This window comes from Pseudoalteromonas sp. SR43-7 (assembly GCF_014163785.1).
Lineage (GTDB): Bacteria > Pseudomonadota > Gammaproteobacteria > Enterobacterales > Alteromonadaceae > Pseudoalteromonas > Pseudoalteromonas distincta.
In genome coordinates this window covers 21,260-36,993 of the sequence record NZ_JACJDY010000034.1, presented here as the reverse complement: position 1 = coordinate 36,993, position 15,734 = coordinate 21,260, and the positions used below count along the sequence as shown (strand labels likewise).

13 protein-coding genes and 3 tRNA genes are annotated in these 15,734 nt (G+C 40.2%); 10 read left to right on the top strand and 6 right to left on the bottom strand.

What is annotated here, in order from left to right:
* Positions 1-374: 374 nt before the first annotated feature.
* From H5087_RS19010 to uvrD, 3 genes are all read right to left on the bottom strand, one after another.
* On the bottom strand, positions 375-1,223 hold the full coding sequence (locus H5087_RS19010) for a chemotaxis protein (protein WP_182673043.1): 849 nt from the start codon (positions 1,221-1,223) through the stop codon (positions 375-377).
* 103 nt (positions 1,224-1,326) lie between these two features.
* Entirely contained in the window at positions 1,327-3,396 is a 2,070-nt protein-coding gene (locus H5087_RS19005; protein ID WP_182673042.1) for a GNAT family N-acetyltransferase, read from the bottom strand.
* Entirely contained in the window at positions 3,374-5,539 is a 2,166-nt protein-coding gene (gene uvrD / locus H5087_RS19000) for a DNA helicase II (protein WP_002963007.1), read from the bottom strand. Before uvrD ends, H5087_RS19005 begins: the two co-directional genes overlap by 23 nt.
* 303 nt (positions 5,540-5,842) lie before the next feature.
* Between uvrD and H5087_RS18995 the strand changes: the two genes are divergently transcribed.
* From H5087_RS18995 to H5087_RS18985, 3 genes are all read left to right on the top strand, one after another.
* Complete coding sequence (locus H5087_RS18995; RefSeq protein ID WP_002963009.1) at positions 5,843-6,067, top strand: hypothetical protein; 225 nt, start codon at positions 5,843-5,845, stop codon at positions 6,065-6,067.
* Between the two features lie 116 nt (positions 6,068-6,183).
* Positions 6,184-6,552: a YacL family protein gene (locus tag H5087_RS18990; RefSeq protein WP_024592461.1), complete on the top strand. Its 369-nt coding sequence runs from the start codon at positions 6,184-6,186 to the stop codon at positions 6,550-6,552.
* A gap of 105 nt (positions 6,553-6,657) precedes the next feature.
* Complete coding sequence (locus tag H5087_RS18985; RefSeq protein ID WP_182673041.1) at positions 6,658-7,281, top strand: dUTP diphosphatase; 624 nt, start codon at positions 6,658-6,660, stop codon at positions 7,279-7,281.
* Positions 7,282-7,296: 15 nt separating this feature from the next.
* Here the strand turns inward: H5087_RS18985 and yrfG are convergent, their stop codons facing one another.
* On the bottom strand, positions 7,297-7,944 hold the full coding sequence (yrfG, locus tag H5087_RS18980) for a GMP/IMP nucleotidase (protein ID WP_007378908.1): 648 nt from the start codon (positions 7,942-7,944) through the stop codon (positions 7,297-7,299).
* 61 nt (positions 7,945-8,005) lie between these two features.
* Here yrfG and nudE point away from each other — a divergent pair, with 61 nt between their 5' ends.
* The 7 genes from nudE (at position 8,006) to H5087_RS18945 (ending at position 12,281) form a co-directional block, all read left to right on the top strand.
* Positions 8,006-8,578, top strand: coding sequence for an ADP compounds hydrolase NudE (gene nudE / locus H5087_RS18975; RefSeq protein ID WP_154903622.1), 573 nt, complete (start codon positions 8,006-8,008; stop codon positions 8,576-8,578).
* Positions 8,571-9,374 carry a 3'(2'),5'-bisphosphate nucleotidase CysQ gene (gene cysQ, locus H5087_RS18970; RefSeq protein WP_002963016.1) on the top strand — a complete coding sequence of 268 codons (804 nt, stop codon included), beginning with the start codon at positions 8,571-8,573 and terminating at the stop codon, positions 9,372-9,374. Before nudE ends, cysQ begins: the two co-directional genes overlap by 8 nt.
* Before the next feature lie 136 nt (positions 9,375-9,510).
* Positions 9,511-9,587, top strand: a tRNA-Met gene (locus tag H5087_RS18965).
* 80 nt (positions 9,588-9,667) lie between these two features.
* Positions 9,668-9,744, top strand: a tRNA-Met gene (locus H5087_RS18960).
* A gap of 62 nt (positions 9,745-9,806) precedes the next feature.
* Positions 9,807-9,883: transfer RNA gene (locus H5087_RS18955), tRNA-Met, on the top strand.
* A gap of 237 nt (positions 9,884-10,120) precedes the next feature.
* The gene (locus tag H5087_RS18950) at positions 10,121-10,735 is read left to right on the top strand and encodes a trimeric intracellular cation channel family protein (RefSeq protein ID WP_182673040.1); all 615 of its coding nucleotides are present in this window, start codon (positions 10,121-10,123) and stop codon (positions 10,733-10,735) included.
* A 34-nt stretch (positions 10,736-10,769) separates the two neighbouring features.
* Complete coding sequence (locus H5087_RS18945) at positions 10,770-12,281, top strand: YifB family Mg chelatase-like AAA ATPase (RefSeq protein WP_182673039.1); 1,512 nt, start codon at positions 10,770-10,772, stop codon at positions 12,279-12,281.
* On the opposite strand, the gene H5087_RS18940 is transcribed toward H5087_RS18945, so the two are convergent.
* The gene (locus H5087_RS18940; RefSeq protein ID WP_002957913.1) at positions 12,278-12,982 is read right to left on the bottom strand and encodes a response regulator transcription factor; all 705 of its coding nucleotides are present in this window, start codon (positions 12,980-12,982) and stop codon (positions 12,278-12,280) included. The genes H5087_RS18945 and H5087_RS18940 overlap by 4 nt on opposite strands.
* A 216-nt stretch (positions 12,983-13,198) precedes the next feature.
* Entirely contained in the window at positions 13,199-15,694 is a 2,496-nt protein-coding gene (locus H5087_RS18935) for a S9 family peptidase (RefSeq protein WP_182673038.1), read from the bottom strand.
* Between the last annotated feature and the right edge of the window lie 40 nt (positions 15,695-15,734).

Here is a 15,734-nt window from a genome sequence, read left to right as displayed (position 1 = left end):
ACCAACGATAGTGTAGCATTTGTTATGTGACTCTCCACCGCTGTGGGCACTACGACAGTACCAGGCTTCAAATTGTAGAGAGCCCGACTAGAAATAGTCGGGCTTTTTTACGTCTGCAGAAAAGTAAAATGTGCGCAATTAACACACACTTACACAACACCTAGCACGTAGGTCGGGCGAGCGTAGCGACTCCCGACGCAAAGAGTGTGTAGCATTTCACTGTGACTCTCCACCGCTGTGGGAACCACGATATTCTGGAAAATTTAAATATAAGGGAATAGCGAACATTACTTACTCCAGGTCCTGCAGTCATAACTCGAACTTAATAGCTCATTGCTTCAGTACTAAAGTTTATAACCAAATTTAAAGGCTATTTAAAATAGTCCGTAAGCTTGGGTTTCTTCACTTTCAGATTCTTCTAGTTGAGCTGGTTTAAATATTACGCTTGGATCAATTAATACACTATGCTTTTGGGGGAGCTTGATTAATCCTCGCATCATATTTTTAGTTTGTGGGTCTAGATCAAAACCAACCTCAGTGAGCTTATCTAATGGTTTAATGTCTTCTTTTTTATAGTCGATATTATCTTCGACTTTATCTACCAATAACCCTACATGTGGGTTCAAGCCGTCTTTAGTGGTAAAAACAATAATAGGTTTATAGTCTAATGTTATTTGTTCTTTAGCTGATTCAAATAAACGCTCAAGCTGAATTAGACTATTACGCTTAATTTTTTCGAGCAGAGCTGATGTGTGTTTATGATCACTTTGATTATGGGCTGCTATGGCTGCTTTCGCTGTTTCTAGTAATGATTGGAAGGGCTCGTCAAGCCGAGACATTGTTAATTTTAAGTCTTCATTGTCGGTGTTGAATTCTTTGTAAAACAAAACAAAATCTTGTAGTTCGGCGTCATTATTTGAAATAGAAGCCGAGCTATTTAATAAGTTGCTTTGAAGGGTATTAAACCAGTTTAATAGTTTGTCTTGCCATATTCTTAGTTGCTTTAGTACATGCGCATTACTTTGTTCAGTTGAGATATTATTTAAAATAATACCTAAATCAAAAACAGGCGTTGGTATATCCATATAATCTTTAACACCAATAAAGCTTTTATTATTGTTGGGTAAAGTTGTTAGATTATTGTCAAAGCGCTCAGTTAATAAAATATCGAGTATTTTTAGCGAAATTGTTTTGCAGCCCACTTTAAAGTTTATTAATTCCATGCCTTTATCTTAATTTACCTATTAATGCTTTAAGGATAGAACAAATTAAATAAATAGCTTAAAGATGGATAAAATTTAACAGAGATAGGGCAACTAGAAATTATTAGATGGTGCTAGTGAGGTTTTTTATGGCACGTTTAAATTGATTCTCAAGCTGCTTTTTTCCTAATAAACCTAAGTGTTGAATCACTTTTTCATTACTTTCATTTTGAAGTACTAACTTTATTAAAAGTTGTTTATCCGACTCTGTTAATTGAAATATATAAGAAGGTGACTGACTCAGTAACTGCCAAAGAGTTGCAGAGATACTAAATTGAGTGAAGTTACTTTTAGTGAGCAGCGCTAATCGCTCGTGAGTCTCTAGGCTTATTAACTCGTCGCTAAATCCTTCAATTACAATATTCACGAGTTGCCAATCTAGTGTTTTAAAGTGTGTTAAAAGAGCATAAAAGAAATCGTTTTTAAACTGCTTTTTTAGGGGTTGAAGAATTGTACTTTTGTCACTGAAGCATTTAACCACAAGCGCCGAATGTTCAGCGGTGCTTTTATCGCGTTGATATCCCAGTTTTACGGTATCAAATCCTTGGTTCTGCCAAAAATTAAGTAACTGCGCTGTTGCGCCAAAGCTTGCACCAAACCAACTACATTGGTCTTTTACTTGTGACTCGCAATAACTAAGTAACTTTCTACCAAGTCCTATATTGTGGGAACTCGGATCAATCGCTATTCGTACAACGCGAGCGCTCAGTTGTGTTAAACAGTCATTATTAAAGCTAAGTTGTGAGAGTGCTTGCGCCATTAAATGTCCTTGCGGACGGCGCTCTCCACTTATAACCTGTAGGGCAAGTTCTTCACTCAAACCACCTTCTATGGCGATTAAGCATACGCCAACTAATTGATTATTAATTTTGCTAATAAATAGTCTTTGCGATGGTGCGTCTAGTAGTTGGCGTAAGTCGTTTACACTACTTTGATAGTGAGCCAGTGCAAGTAGGGCAATAACTTGCTGCAGTAAAGATTCATTGTTTACAAGGGATTGCTGAGTTACTTCGCTATGAATTGGCTGCTCTAATTCACCACTACTTAACTCTATATATTCTGCATCGAGTGCAAGCAAGGTGCGAATGTGCTTCTCGAGGGGATCGTGTTTAGCAAAACGCAGTGGCTCATCAAGCGTTACAACTTTAGAGGCTTTATAGTGCGCTTTAATATAGTTACTAAAGCGAATGGTATAACCCCTACCATTTCCTTCATATCCAACTAGAGTGCTTGCAAAGACTATACGAGGATAATGAGCTAGCATTTTTAGTAATAACGGAACAGGGATTGCTGCAGCTTCATCAACGAGTAGTAAATCGCACTCAGGTAGTGTGTTTAATAACGCGTCTGGTGCAACGTAGTGCAAGTTGGCGAGCTGTTTATGTTCAGCGTTGTATTGCAGGCTTAACTCTTGGGCTAAATGTTTAAAGCTGCTATGGGTCGCTTTAAACTGAGTGCTGCAAATAATTATTTTTTTATCAGTTAGTTTTGCCGCGGCTAAGCCAAGTGCTGCCGACTTACCTCTGCCTCTATCAGCATTAATGAGTAAAGGCCTGTTTGCACGGCCATTAGCTACTTTTACTATCTGCTCAATACAGTTTTGCTGTGGTAGATAATCAATTTTATTATGCATTACATAGCTAGCGTTATTACTAATACAGCCATTTTTTTCACTAAAGTGAAAAGCAGGTAACGGTTTAATAATAGTCGCGAAACGTTGATTAAATATGCTGTAGTCAATGCTCTGACCGTGTGATTGCACTGTACTTAATGCGGGATCTTGCCAAGAGGCTAAATCATCTAGTTCAGGCAGTAATAAAAACAGTATACCGCCTGCTTTAACGGTGCCGGCAAGTGCTGCAAGTTTATCAGGGTGCAAACCACTAAAACCATCGTAAACAGCATGAGCAAATTCTTGCCCTAAAATTTGGTGTGTGCGAGTAGGCCAGTACGAATTTTTAATCGCGCACTGCTTTGATACAACAAGTGTATTGTTTTCATCTATTAATGAGTTAAGTATTTCATAACACCAAGCTGGGCTGCCCGTGATCAACACTAGCTGACGATGATACGCGCCAGCTAATTGTTGCTCTAACTCATTTAGGTGTGCTTTATACCGCTTGTAGTCGTGCATAGGCCGTTACTAACCATTTGCTACCAAGGTCGTCAAAATTAACTTGTACGCGAGATTGTGCGCCACTACCTTCATAATTCAGTACAGTACCAATACCAAACTTAGCATGCAGTACGCGTTGTCCTAAGTTAAAGCCACTGTCTTCAAATGCGGCATGGCTAACTGATGCGCTAAAACGCCCAGCGGCAGGCGGGCGAGAAACCTGTGTTTTAATACGGATTTCTTCTACGCAGTCTTCAGGGATTTCGCGTAAAAAGCGAGATGGGCTATGGTATTTTTCTTGCCCGTATAAGCGGCGACTCTCAGCATGGCTAATATATAACTTATCCATTGCTCGTGTCATGCCTACATAACAAAGGCGGCGCTCTTCTTCTAAGCGACCCGACTCTTCGTTGCTTTGCTGAGAAGGGAACATGCCTTCTTCTACGCCTACCATAAACACTAGCGGAAACTCTAAGCCTTTAGCTGAGTGAAGCGTCATCATTTGTACGGCGTCTTCGTGTTCTTCTGCTTGTCCTTCACCTGACTCAAGTGACGTATGGGCTAAAAAGCCTTGTAAAGGTGAGCTGTACTCTTCGTCTTCAGGCAGCTCATACTGATCACAAGCGCTAATTAGCTCTTCTAAGTTTTCTACGCGAGCACGGCCTTTTTCACCTTTTTCGGCTTGGTACATTGCCATTAAGCCTGAGGTTTGAATTGTGTACTTGGCTTGCTCATGCAAAGTAAGATCGCTAATTTTATCTTCTATTTGTTCAACGAGTTCTACAAACTTACTTACTGCGCCAGAGGCACGGCCAGATAAATGCTGTTGTTCTACAATTGCTTTTGCGGCATACCAAAGCGGTAACGACTCTGCTCGAGCACAATCGCGTATATGGCTCAATGTTTTGTCGCCAATACCACGTGCTGGCGTATTAATTACACGCTCAAATGCGGCATCGTCTTGACGATTACCTACTAGGCGTAAGTACGACAACGCATCTTTAATTTCTTGTCGTTCGAAGAATCGCATACCACCATAAATACGGTATTTTAAGCCTTCTTGTAGCATGGCTTCCTCGAGTACACGAGATTGCGCGTTACTACGGTATAAAATTGCGGCATCTTGTAGGGCATTACCTGCATTTAACCAGCTTCGTAGTTTGCTACTTACAAAGCGCGCTTCGTCTAACTCATTAAATGCCGCATAAATAGAAATTGGCTCGCCATCGTTACCGTCGGTCCATAAGCTTTTACCCATACGCTCTGAGTTATTTTGAATTAATGCATTAGACGCTTTCAAAATAGTTGCAGTTGAACGGTAGTTTTGTTCAAGACGAATGGTTTCTGCGCTAAAGTCAGTTAAAAATCGTTTAATATTTTCGATTTTAGCACCGCGCCAACCGTAAATACTTTGGTCATCGTCGCCTACAATCATGATACTGCTTGTATCGCCTGCAAGTAACTTTAACCATGCATATTGAATGGTATTTGTATCTTGGAACTCGTCTACGAGCATATGTGCAAAGCGTTGCTGGTAATGACGTAGTAACGTAGGGTTATTTTTTAACACTTCGTAGCTGCGTAGTAATATTTCGGCAAAATCTACTAGGCCTGCTCTATCACAGGCCTCTTGGTAGGCGGCGTAAACACGCAGCATCATTTGCTCGTTAATATCGTATGCTTGAATATCTTTAGGACGAAGTGCTTCATCTTTTTTGGCGCTAATGTACCAGCCAAATTGTTTGGCGGGCCATTTTTTGTCATCAATATTCATTGATTTTAATAAGCGCTTGATCATCCGAAGTTGATCGTCAGAGTCTAAAATTTGAAAGGCTTCTGGTAAGTTAGCTTCACGGTGATGAGCACGTAGAATACGATGCGACAAACCATGGAACGTACCAATCCACATACCACCTACAGGGGCTTTTAGTGTTTCTTCAACGCGGCTGCGCATTTCTTTAGCCGCTTTATTAGTAAAGGTTACGGCAAAAATACTGTAAGCAGATGCTTGCTCAACTTGCATAAGCCACGCAATACGATGAACTAACACTCGTGTTTTACCAGACCCAGCACCTGCTAATACCAGCATGTTTTGTAGTGGGGCTGCAACGGCATCGCGTTGTTTGTCATTTAAGCCATCGAGTAATTGTGAAACGTCCATCGTTACGCCTTTTTAATCAATATTGTGGGCAGTATAACAGGTGTTTTTGTTAGGCTAAATAAAATACTGTTTTTATAAACAGCTATTTATAAAATAGCCTTAAAAACGAGTAACTTGCTATTTTTTTAAACAAACAAAAAAGTGTAAACGCACAATAAAAATTGCTAATTTGACCTAAAGTTAGCAATTTTTACTAACTCTCTAAATCTAGACTAATTTAACTATTTGATTTGTAAGCTTTAATAAATTGGCATAGAGTGTGTAAGTAAATAATTATAAAATCAAATAAATACAGAGGTTAGTATGGCAGATCAAGGTTCTGGCGGTAACGTAATCGCAGCATTATGTAATATATTTTTTCCTGGTTTAGGGCAGTTAGTGCAAGGGCGTATTTTAGCGGCTATATTTTTTGCACTCGCTATTATAATAAGTTACGCACTAATTTATGTGCTTGTAGGCTTTGTACTTGTGCCTATTATTTACTTATGGTCGATTATTGACGCAGCGCGTTATAGATCGCGAAGTTAACGGCTTTAAAGTTGAGTAAAATAGCGCCCTTGTGGCGCTATTTTACTTTATATGTCCTGTGGTTTGCGGGCGTTTACGTATATAATTACGCAATTAAAGATTTACAGGCAAACCCTATGGAATATCAATTTATTCGCGACCCTATTAGTGGGCTACGTATTAAAATAAGCAGTGAACACGCTATTATTGGTCGCTGGCTAAACGAAGAAATAGGCAAAGACAAAGTAGCCATGGTGCAAGCGCTTATTGCATCGGTGAGTTCAAGCTATGAGCCGCTAACGCTAAAAGGCCAAGAAATAGATTTAATATTAACGAAAGACGAAGCATTATTTGAAGCCCATGCGCTTCATCAAGACAGCGAAGACCTAATAGCTTATCAAGATGACGATTTAGCGCTTGAAGAAAATGGCTTAAGTAGTGGTTGTGGCTTTGAAGATTTCATTGATTTAATTGATTCATGGCATGAGTTTACGACGTCACGATAAACATAACTAGCACACTAATAAAAATATACAGCAATGCACAATCAGCATTTTATCTGTATTATTACACCAACGAACATTACGCCAATCAAAACGACAGGAACTGATATGTCTGCCAATTTAAACAAGCTAGTAGTGATGCTAGAAATGCAAAACGCCATGAATACTAAAGTACATGAGCAATGGTTTACTCAAGGGTTTGAATGGTACCGCGCTATTTGGGTTGAGTGTGCTGAAATGTTGGATCATCATGGTTGGAAATGGTGGAAAAAACAAACACCAGATACTGAACAAGTTATTTTAGAGTTGGTTGATATTTTTCATTTTGGTCTATCGCTTAGAATTGACGGCGAAACTAGCTACGAAGACTTAGCAAAGCAACTTGAAACTGAGCTTAGTAATGCTCAACAAGCTGATGACTTTAAACAAACACTAGAGATATTAGCGGCGTCTGCAGTTGCAGATAAAGCGTTTAATGCAGGTGCCTTTGCCGGCTGTATGGCGCAAATGGGTATGGATATTGATGATTTATATCGCGGCTACGTAGGTAAAAACACGTTAAACTTTTTCCGCCAAGATCACGGTTACAAAGATGGTAGCTATATTAAAGAATGGAATGGGCAAGAAGATAACGAGCATTTAGTTGAAGTAGTTAAAAGCCTTGACACAGAACATGCAGATTTTGCAAAGTTAGTATATCAAGGGCTAGAAGCGCGTTACCCAAAAATTTAAGTCACGTAAGTTGAGTTAGATAATCTTACGATAGTCGGTAACACTTAGGTAATCGGCTATTTCGTTATGTGGTTGTTGGCTATCTGGGTTAGCAACTGCAAGTAAGTGCTCAATGCCGTATTCTCGTGCGGCATTCAAAACCGGCACACTGTCATCTACAAACAAAGTGCGCTGTTTATTAAATCCTAAGTCTTTTTGTACTTGGTGCCACAAACTTTGTTGCTCTTTACTTACTCCATATTCATGAGTCGACACTACGCCATCTAGGTAGTTATCAATCGCTGTATGCTCAAATTTAAGCATGACACTCTCAGGGTGGGCGTTGGTAAGTAAAATTAACTCTTTGCCTGCTTTTTTAAGCTCAGTTAAAAAATGAGGTACGTCTTCGCGCATTTTAATTAAATGCTGAGACTCTCGTTTAAGCTCCATTATAGGCAAGCTTAATTGCTGCTCCCAATAATCTAAACAATACCACTGTATTTGACCGCTCACAGCTTGATAGCGTTTTAAAATATCTGCTTTAGCTGCATCTAGGCTAATGCCTCTAGCTAATGCGTGTTGCGCAGGGATAACGTTAAGCCAAAAATGACTGTCGTAATGTAAATCGAGTAATGTTCCATCCATGTCGAGCAAAACGGTATCGATTTTTGACCAATTTAACATAGGAATTTCAACTTATAAGGTTTATTATTGAACTAACTGCCATGATAGCAAATTAACGCCAATGACACAGAAAAAGCACCCAACACCACCACAAATCCTCAGTAACAATGTTGTTGCTAAAAGTCGCCTGTTTACTGTGGAGTCTTTAGAGTTAAAGTTTTCTAATAACGAAGAGCGCCAGTATGAGCGAATTCGCGGCGGTGGCCGGGGAGCAGTGATGATTGTTCCGTTAAGTGCAGATAATGAGTTACTACTTGTACGTGAATACTGTGCGGGCACAAACAATTACCAGTTAGGTTTTCCTAAAGGCTTAATTGATCCGGGCGAAACCCCAGAGCAAGCTGCTAACAGAGAACTTAAAGAAGAAATTGGCTTTGGTGCTGAGTATTTTAAACCATTAAGAACAGTAACAATGGCGCCGAGTTACTTTAATGCCACTATGCATATTTTATTTGCTAAGCAATTATACCCACAAACCCTTATTGGCGACGAACCAGAGCCGCTTGTTGTTGTTAAGTGGCCATTAACTCAGTGGCAGTCATTATTAGACCAAGAAGATTTTACCGAAGCACGCAGTGTTGCAGCTTTGCTATTATTAGATAAGTATTTAGCGTCTGGAGCTGCCGATGAATAAATTAATCGAACCGTGTATTGAATTAGCTGAGCGTGCTGGCGATGCAATTATGGCCATTTATAAAAAAGGCGATATTGGCCAACAAGAGAAATCAGATAATACGCCTGTCACCAAAGCTGATTTAGCAGCAAATGACGTACTGGTTGCTGGATTAAAAGCACTTGCGCCCGATATCCCAATTATGTCCGAAGAAACACCTATACCAGCACTCGCCGACAGACAGGACTGGCAGCGTTATTGGTTGCTCGATCCGATGGATGGTACTGGCGAATTTATTTTAGAAAGTGGCGACTTTGCAGTAAACATTGCATTGATTGAAAATAATCATCCTGTACTTGGCGTTATTCATTGGCCTGCAAAAGGTGTGACTTATTTTGCTACAGCTAAAAATGGTGCCTTTAAACGTGAAAACTCAATTGATAAGCAAATATCTGTAGCGCCGCCAGAGAGCTTGACGCTTGCAGTGAGCCGCCGCCAAAAAATAGAAGCGGTGAGTCAGTATTTAAATAGTCAGTTTACAACGATTGCTATTGGTTCGTGTTCTTTAAAAGCCTGTACTGTTGCAGAGGGCAAAGCAGATTGTTTTTTAAGAATTGGTCCAACGGGAGAGTGGGATACAGGTGCTTCACAAGTTATTGTTGAAGAAGCCGGTGGTTGTATTACCGACGCAGAATTTAACCCGCTAACGTACAACCAACGCGAGAGTACTGAGAACCCTGACTTTATAGTAATGGGACATCCAGACTGGGAATGGCAAAAAATGATTAATCCACATCAAAGATTGAGCGCAGAGTAGTAATTTGGTTGCTTTTTGTTCGGTTGAACAACTTTAATTAGTTTAGGTCTTGCATTAAATGTTTATTCCTATATAGTAGCGCTCTCTTCAAGGCAGGCTCGTAAATATTACGAAAATGTTTTAAAGAAATTACAGGCGCGGGATGGAGCAGTCTGGTAGCTCGTCGGGCTCATAACCCGAAGGTCGTCGGTTCAAATCCGGCTCCCGCAACCAATTTCCTTAGGGATTGAGGTTACTGTAAACTCTAACTTAAGAGATAAAATAAAGTAGTCGATAGACTTAAAATATACAGGCGCGGGATGGAGCAGTCTGGTAGCTCGTCGGGCTCATAACCCGAAGGTCGTCGGTTCAAATCCGGCTCCCGCAACCAATTCTTTAATTGGAAGCCAAGTTGTAATGTAAGCAACTTTAAACAAGTCTACAAATTTCAGGCGCGGGATGGAGCAGTCTGGTAGCTCGTCGGGCTCATAACCCGAAGGTCGTCGGTTCAAATCCGGCTCCCGCAACCACTGAAATAAATAAGAATGAAACGGCACGCTTAAAGCGTGTTTTTTTATGTCTAAAATTTGATGAGTGTGGTGAGATCATCTTCACTGCATGAGGCATTCACTTCTCATAAGCGCAAGCTCCCGCCCCCTGAGATACACATTTAAAATGTTATAAACTTCTTAAAATAAATCGTTATTACTTAAAACCTTGTTTGGTTTGTGTTAAAACGGCACAAATATTTTTAGGTTGTTACAAATATGACTGAACTTTACCACTGGTTTGATTTAATAGGCATTGCGGTGTTTGCTGTATCGGGCACATTGCTAGCGTACGAGAAAAAAATGGATGGCTTTGGGGTCGTAGTTTTAGCGACAGTAACTGCTATTGGTGGTGGTACAGTGCGAGATCTAATTTTAGATGTTCCTGTATTTTGGTTACACGATCAAAGTTACTTTTTTGCCATACTCGCTTCAGTATTTGTTACAACACGCCTTATAAATAAACAAAAGCCGATACCTCATTATATTTTACAAACAGCGGATGCGTTCGGGTTAGCTTTTTTTGCAGTAATGGGGGCGCAAAAAGCACAGTTTGTTGGTATGCCCGATATGACTGCGGTAATTATGGCTGTAATTACAGGCTGCTTTGGTGGATTAATTCGAGATGTGCTTGCACGCGAGATCCCTATGCTATTAAAGGGTGAGCTTTACGCTATTACCTGTATAGCGGGTGGTACTGTATATACGCTTGGCATTAGTTTTTCGTTAGCAACCGAAATGGCGATGGTATTAGGCATGTTAATGACCTTATTACTTCGTTTAGCCGCTATAAAATGGCAAATCACATTACACGTTTTTAAATATCCTGACTAAACTGGTGTAATCACACCATTTACTAGGATAAGGAATGTCGTTAGCTCGTATATTTTCTCGTGCTCAAGTGGGCATAAATGCCCCTGAAGTTATTGTAGAAGTTCACCTAGGAAATGGTTTACCTGCTTTTCATATTGTAGGTCTGCCCGAAGCGTCTGTTAAAGAGTCGAAAGACAGGGTGCGTAGCGCACTCGAAAACTCACAATTTGGTTTTCCCGATCAACGAATAACCGTAAATTTAGCCCCAGCCGACTTACCAAAAGATGGTGGGCGGTTTGATCTGGCTATTGCGGTGGGTATTTTAGTCGCCTCTGGGCAAATAGTGTGTCCTGATATTCATAAGTACGAGTTTTATGGTGAGCTTGCTCTTAATGGTGAGGTGCGTGGTGTAAACGCTATTTTACCTTCGGTACTTGCTGCAAAAGAGCAAGATCGTTGCTGCTTTTTACCTCTTGCAAACGACAGCCTAGCAAGCTTAGTTAATGGCGTTAAACGCAAAGCCGTAAGCTCTATTCAAGAAGTATGGGGCGACCTACTTAATCAACAACCCTTGCCATTAAATATAGAGTACCCCGACTGCACTCAAGCCCCTGATTTTTTACTCGATTTAAGCGATGTGAAAGGTCAGCCTGGTGCCAAGCGAGTACTCGAAATTGCTGCAGCTGGCGGGCATAATTTACTATTTTTAGGCCCTCCTGGTACTGGTAAATCAATGCTGGCCCAGCGAATGGCTACTATAATGCCCACTATGTCGGACGATGAAGCTATTTCAACAGCTGCGCTTTACTCTATTATTGGACAATCCATAGATTTAACTAATTGGCGACAGCGACCATTTCGTAATCCGCATCATACGTGCTCAGCGGTTGCTTTGGTGGGGGGCTCTTCAAATCCCAAGCCTGGTGAAATTTCGCTGGCACATAACGGTGTGCTTTTCTTAGATGAGTTACCGGAATTCGAGCGTAAGGTGCTTGATTCACTGCGTGAACCAATGGAGACCGGTACGGTTACTATTTCACGTGCAGCTAGGCAAATGGAGTTCCCAGCGCAGTTTCAGCTTATTACAGCATTAAACCCAAGCCCAACGGGGAGCCATACTGATAAGCGGGCAACTCCCGATCAAGTTATGCGTTATTTATCACGCGTATCGGGGCCTTTTATTGACCGTATTGATTTGCAAATAGAACTACCTCGTTTAACGAGTGTTGAGCTACAAAGTACCAAACCAGAGGAAACCAGTGCTGAGGTTAGAGCAAGAGTTGAGGCTGCTTATTATGTACAGCTAAAACGCCAAGGTAAGGTTAATGCGAGACTTAATAATAAAGAAATGAGTGTGCACTGTGTACTGGCGCCAGCAGAGTTGCAATTTTTAGCTAGAGCAAGCGAGAAGTTATCTTTATCGCCACGCTCTTACCATAGAGTAATTAAGGTGGCGCGGACTATTAGTGATTTAAAAGGCGCTGAAAACATTAGTTTAAATGAGCTTAAAGAAGCACTTAATTACCGCGCATTTGAGCGCCTTATTGCGCAATTAACTAAGTATTAAATAGAAAGCATATAGCCTTTACCGCGTACGGTAACGATGCGTTTTTGATCTTTTTCGTCATTTAATTTTTTACGTAAACGACCAATAAGCACATCAACAGTACGATCGTTTGGACTCCAATCGGGCTGGCCTATTTCTTCTGATATTTTTTCACGGGATGTGGCTTTACCTGCATTACTAATTAAGCAAATAAGCACTTTATGTTCGGCTTCAGTTAAGCGTGACTCAACGCCCGCAGCAGTAATTAATGTGCGGTTATCAGGATGAAGCTTAAAGTCAGCATATTCTATAAACTCTTCGCTTTCGTCGTCTTCTAGGTTAACGGCAACTCGCTTATAGAGCGCGCGCATGCGAAGCTCTAACTCAAGTAAATCGACGGGCTTACAAATATAGTCATCAGCACCTTGTGCAAGGCCTGCAATACGATCAGCTTGGGAGTCACGACTCGATAATACAATAACGCCAATATCGGTCAGTGTGTTTAATTCTTTTGCGAGCTGAAGCCCGTCGCGCTTTGGTAAGACAATGTCAATTATAGCTAATGATATAGCACCGCGCAGGTTTACCCGCTGCCTTACAATGTTAAGTGCATCAGCGCCAGTGGGGTCTACCTCTATTGTAAATTCGGTATCTGCAAAGTGATTTTGGATGCGTTTAACGAGTAGTTCATCGTCTTCAACCAATAAAACATTAATAGCCATAGTACTTTATTTTGAATGCTTATAGCTCTGTATGGTAGCACCAATAGGTAAATGCTGAGAAGGGGGTTTATTAGTTTTAAGTAACTTAATATTTCAAAGGGGTATAAGACGTTATTAGAGGATGAGGTTAGCACCTTTAGACTAATTAAAAGGTGCTAAATAATTAATTCTACTATTAATAAATCTATATTAAGTCGTTATTTTAAAGGTTCAGGCTCAGTCATTTTTATACATTGAGTCCCACCATTGAGGCTCGTTTTTTAGCTTTTTATCAAAGTATGCGAGCATGGTGTTCCACCAATCAAATCGTTTATCGCGTGCAAAAATTTGATGGTCAGCGCCTTTGTATTCGATTAACTCTACGTCCTTATTAAGCAGTTTAAGCGCAGTGTACATTGTTAAGCTTTCGCCAACAGGTACATTGGTATCGCTATCACCATGAAGAAGTAGCATAGGTGTTGTTACCTTGTCGGCATGAAATACAGGGCTATGTTGGCTGTAAAGCTCAGGGTTATTCCACGGGAAGCTATTTTTTGATGCTTCGCCAGAATATAAGTAACCCCACCAACCTTCACCCCAATACGAGGTAATATTAGAAATACCCGCATGAGCTATTGAAGCACTAAATATATCGGTTTTAGTTGCTAATAACATGGTCATGAAGCCACCGTACGATGCCCCTAAGTTACCTACTTTTTTACTATCAACATAGTTGTATTTATTTAAAAAGGCTTGCGTGCCTTCGATAATATCGTCTGCGGTGTAGTCGCCCCAGGCATTAACATGCTGCGCTGAAAAATTTTGTCCAAACCCTGTTGCGCCAGTAGGTTGCACTACATAAACAACATAGCCATTTTCTGCCCATAAGTTAAACGGGTAACGACCTGTAAAACCACGCGTAACTGGTGAAGTACCGCCGTAGTAATACACGAGCGCTGGGTGCTTTTTAGTTTTATCTAAATTGCTTGGAATGTAAACACGGCCCGTTATCTCAACCCCATGTTTATTTTCAAAATTAAACTCTTCTAATGTAGGGAATCGTGTATTTGCATAGCTACTTGGTTTTGAATCCCATATTAAATCTGTTTTATTTTTACTTACGTTCAGGCGCTTTAGTTGTTGTGGCGCTAAAGCGTTAGTGCCACTTAATAAAATTTCGGTATTACGGTTGTGTGAGTAACTAAATTGTTCAACAATATCCAATCCCGTATTTAACTTTTTAAAGCGCTGTTTACTTAAATCAAATAGGTAAAGTGGTTGAGTGTCTTGCTCTGTTACTTTAATGAGCGCATCGCCGTTTTCTAAAACGTGCAGTTGGCCAATAGCGGGGTCGAATTGTTTACTGAGTGCTTTTACGTTTTTACCGCTTTCAGTAAGTAGGTAAAGTTGCCCGTCGTAGTTATTAGCAAGCATTGCTTTTGGTAGTGCTCTGCCTGCGCCATTTTTAAAGTCCGGGCCTGCAACTACATAAATATCTTTATTTGCGTATTTGGCTAAATTAAACGTTTTGAATTTACCAAGCGATGAAAGCTTGTTTGATTTTAAATCGAGTTCAACAAGCTCTGTTTCAGGGTGTGTTGATGCCTGCATTGCCATTACTGGGCGGCTCATTAATACTTTGCCACGGTTACTATTTGAATCTTCAAGGCTGTAAGAAAGAGGACCTTGGCTAAGTGCTTTTGTTAAACCACTTTTAGTATCAAGCATATAAATTTGGCTGATGGAACGTGCATACGACCAGCGATCTTGCAGACCTTTATAGTGCTTGGTTAAGCTGTTAGTGCTCTCAGGTGATTTAGACCAGCTAAACAAAAGACTGGTGTCGTTATAAAAGGTAAAGCCATTAGCTCCTTCTAAATCGTTTGCTAATGTTTTTATTGAGAAGTTTTTACGGTTAAGTTGTTTAAGCTCACCATTTAACAAATACACTAAATATTGGTTATCTGGACTCCAAATAATGTTACTTGGTTGGCCTGCTTCAAAGCGATAAAGCGTTTGATTGTCTGAATCTTTAAGTACAGTAACTGTATTTGCTTGATTTTGTGTTTTATCGCTATAAGTGCGAGTGGTAGTAACGTACTGCTTGGCATTAGGTGCGAGTGATAATTGGCTAATAGTAGGAGCATCAAACATTTGTTTTGCAGATAAACGTTTTATGTGTGAAGTGCTGAGCGTAATTTTATCAATGTCGCTCTTAGGAGCAAAATCAAGTGTTACATCGTGCCAATTAGCTACTTGCTGGGCTACTATTAAAACAGTGTGAGTACTGTTATTTAAAGCTAACTTATAGCTATTTTTATCGCCTGTTTGTAGTTCGCCATTAATAAATAACTGACCTTGCTCAATCCCTTTTAAGGTAAGTGTACCTTGCGTAAAGTGGGTTGTTTCAATATTAAATTTTAGTGCCTGTAACCCACCTAAAGTGAGCGCATTAATTTTATTAAACGGCTGCCAGTTTTGTTTTTTCCCAAATACAAAAAAACTATCTGTGTCTGCTTGTAGTTGTGGCAATAGGTTGTTAATAATCGCACTGCCATGAGGTGTCTGAAAAGGCTTTAACTGCATATCTTCGGCAAGTGGGCCGATAAACTGAATTTTTGATTTATCCAATGGTGCCGCTATTGAAGCAAAGCTTAAGCTGCTAAGCGTTAAAAGAGCTGCTGCGTACTTAAATAGCTTATTTTGATGACACCATGGTGCGCTAAATTTCATTATTATGCCTATTATTATTGGAAGTTTGGCCAAATATAGC

What these genes read in the sequence shown, in the direction of transcription:
- H5087_RS18935 (WP_182673038.1), bottom strand. Translation starts at nt 15,694, where the DNA reads ATGAAATTTAGCGCACCATGGTGTCATCAAAATAAGCTATTTAAGTAC.
- uvrD (WP_002963007.1), bottom strand. Translation starts at nt 5,539, where the DNA reads ATGGACGTTTCACAATTACTCGATGGCTTAAATGACAAACAACGCGAT.
- H5087_RS18985 (WP_182673041.1), top strand. Translation starts at nt 6,658, where the DNA reads ATGTCTGCCAATTTAAACAAGCTAGTAGTGATGCTAGAAATGCAAAAC.
- cysQ (WP_002963016.1), top strand. Translation starts at nt 8,571, where the DNA reads ATGAATAAATTAATCGAACCGTGTATTGAATTAGCTGAGCGTGCTGGC.
- nudE (WP_154903622.1), top strand. Translation starts at nt 8,006, where the DNA reads ATGACACAGAAAAAGCACCCAACACCACCACAAATCCTCAGTAACAAT.
- H5087_RS18950 (WP_182673040.1), top strand. Translation starts at nt 10,121, where the DNA reads ATGACTGAACTTTACCACTGGTTTGATTTAATAGGCATTGCGGTGTTT.
- H5087_RS18940 (WP_002957913.1), bottom strand. Translation starts at nt 12,982, where the DNA reads ATGGCTATTAATGTTTTATTGGTTGAAGACGATGAACTACTCGTTAAA.
- H5087_RS19005 (WP_182673042.1), bottom strand. Translation starts at nt 3,396, where the DNA reads ATGCACGACTACAAGCGGTATAAAGCACACCTAAATGAGTTAGAGCAA.
- H5087_RS19010 (WP_182673043.1), bottom strand. Translation starts at nt 1,223, where the DNA reads ATGGAATTAATAAACTTTAAAGTGGGCTGCAAAACAATTTCGCTAAAA.
- yrfG (WP_007378908.1), bottom strand. Translation starts at nt 7,944, where the DNA reads ATGTTAAATTGGTCAAAAATCGATACCGTTTTGCTCGACATGGATGGA.
- H5087_RS18995 (WP_002963009.1), top strand. Translation starts at nt 5,843, where the DNA reads ATGGCAGATCAAGGTTCTGGCGGTAACGTAATCGCAGCATTATGTAAT.
- H5087_RS18990 (WP_024592461.1), top strand. Translation starts at nt 6,184, where the DNA reads ATGGAATATCAATTTATTCGCGACCCTATTAGTGGGCTACGTATTAAA.
- H5087_RS18945 (WP_182673039.1), top strand. Translation starts at nt 10,770, where the DNA reads ATGTCGTTAGCTCGTATATTTTCTCGTGCTCAAGTGGGCATAAATGCC.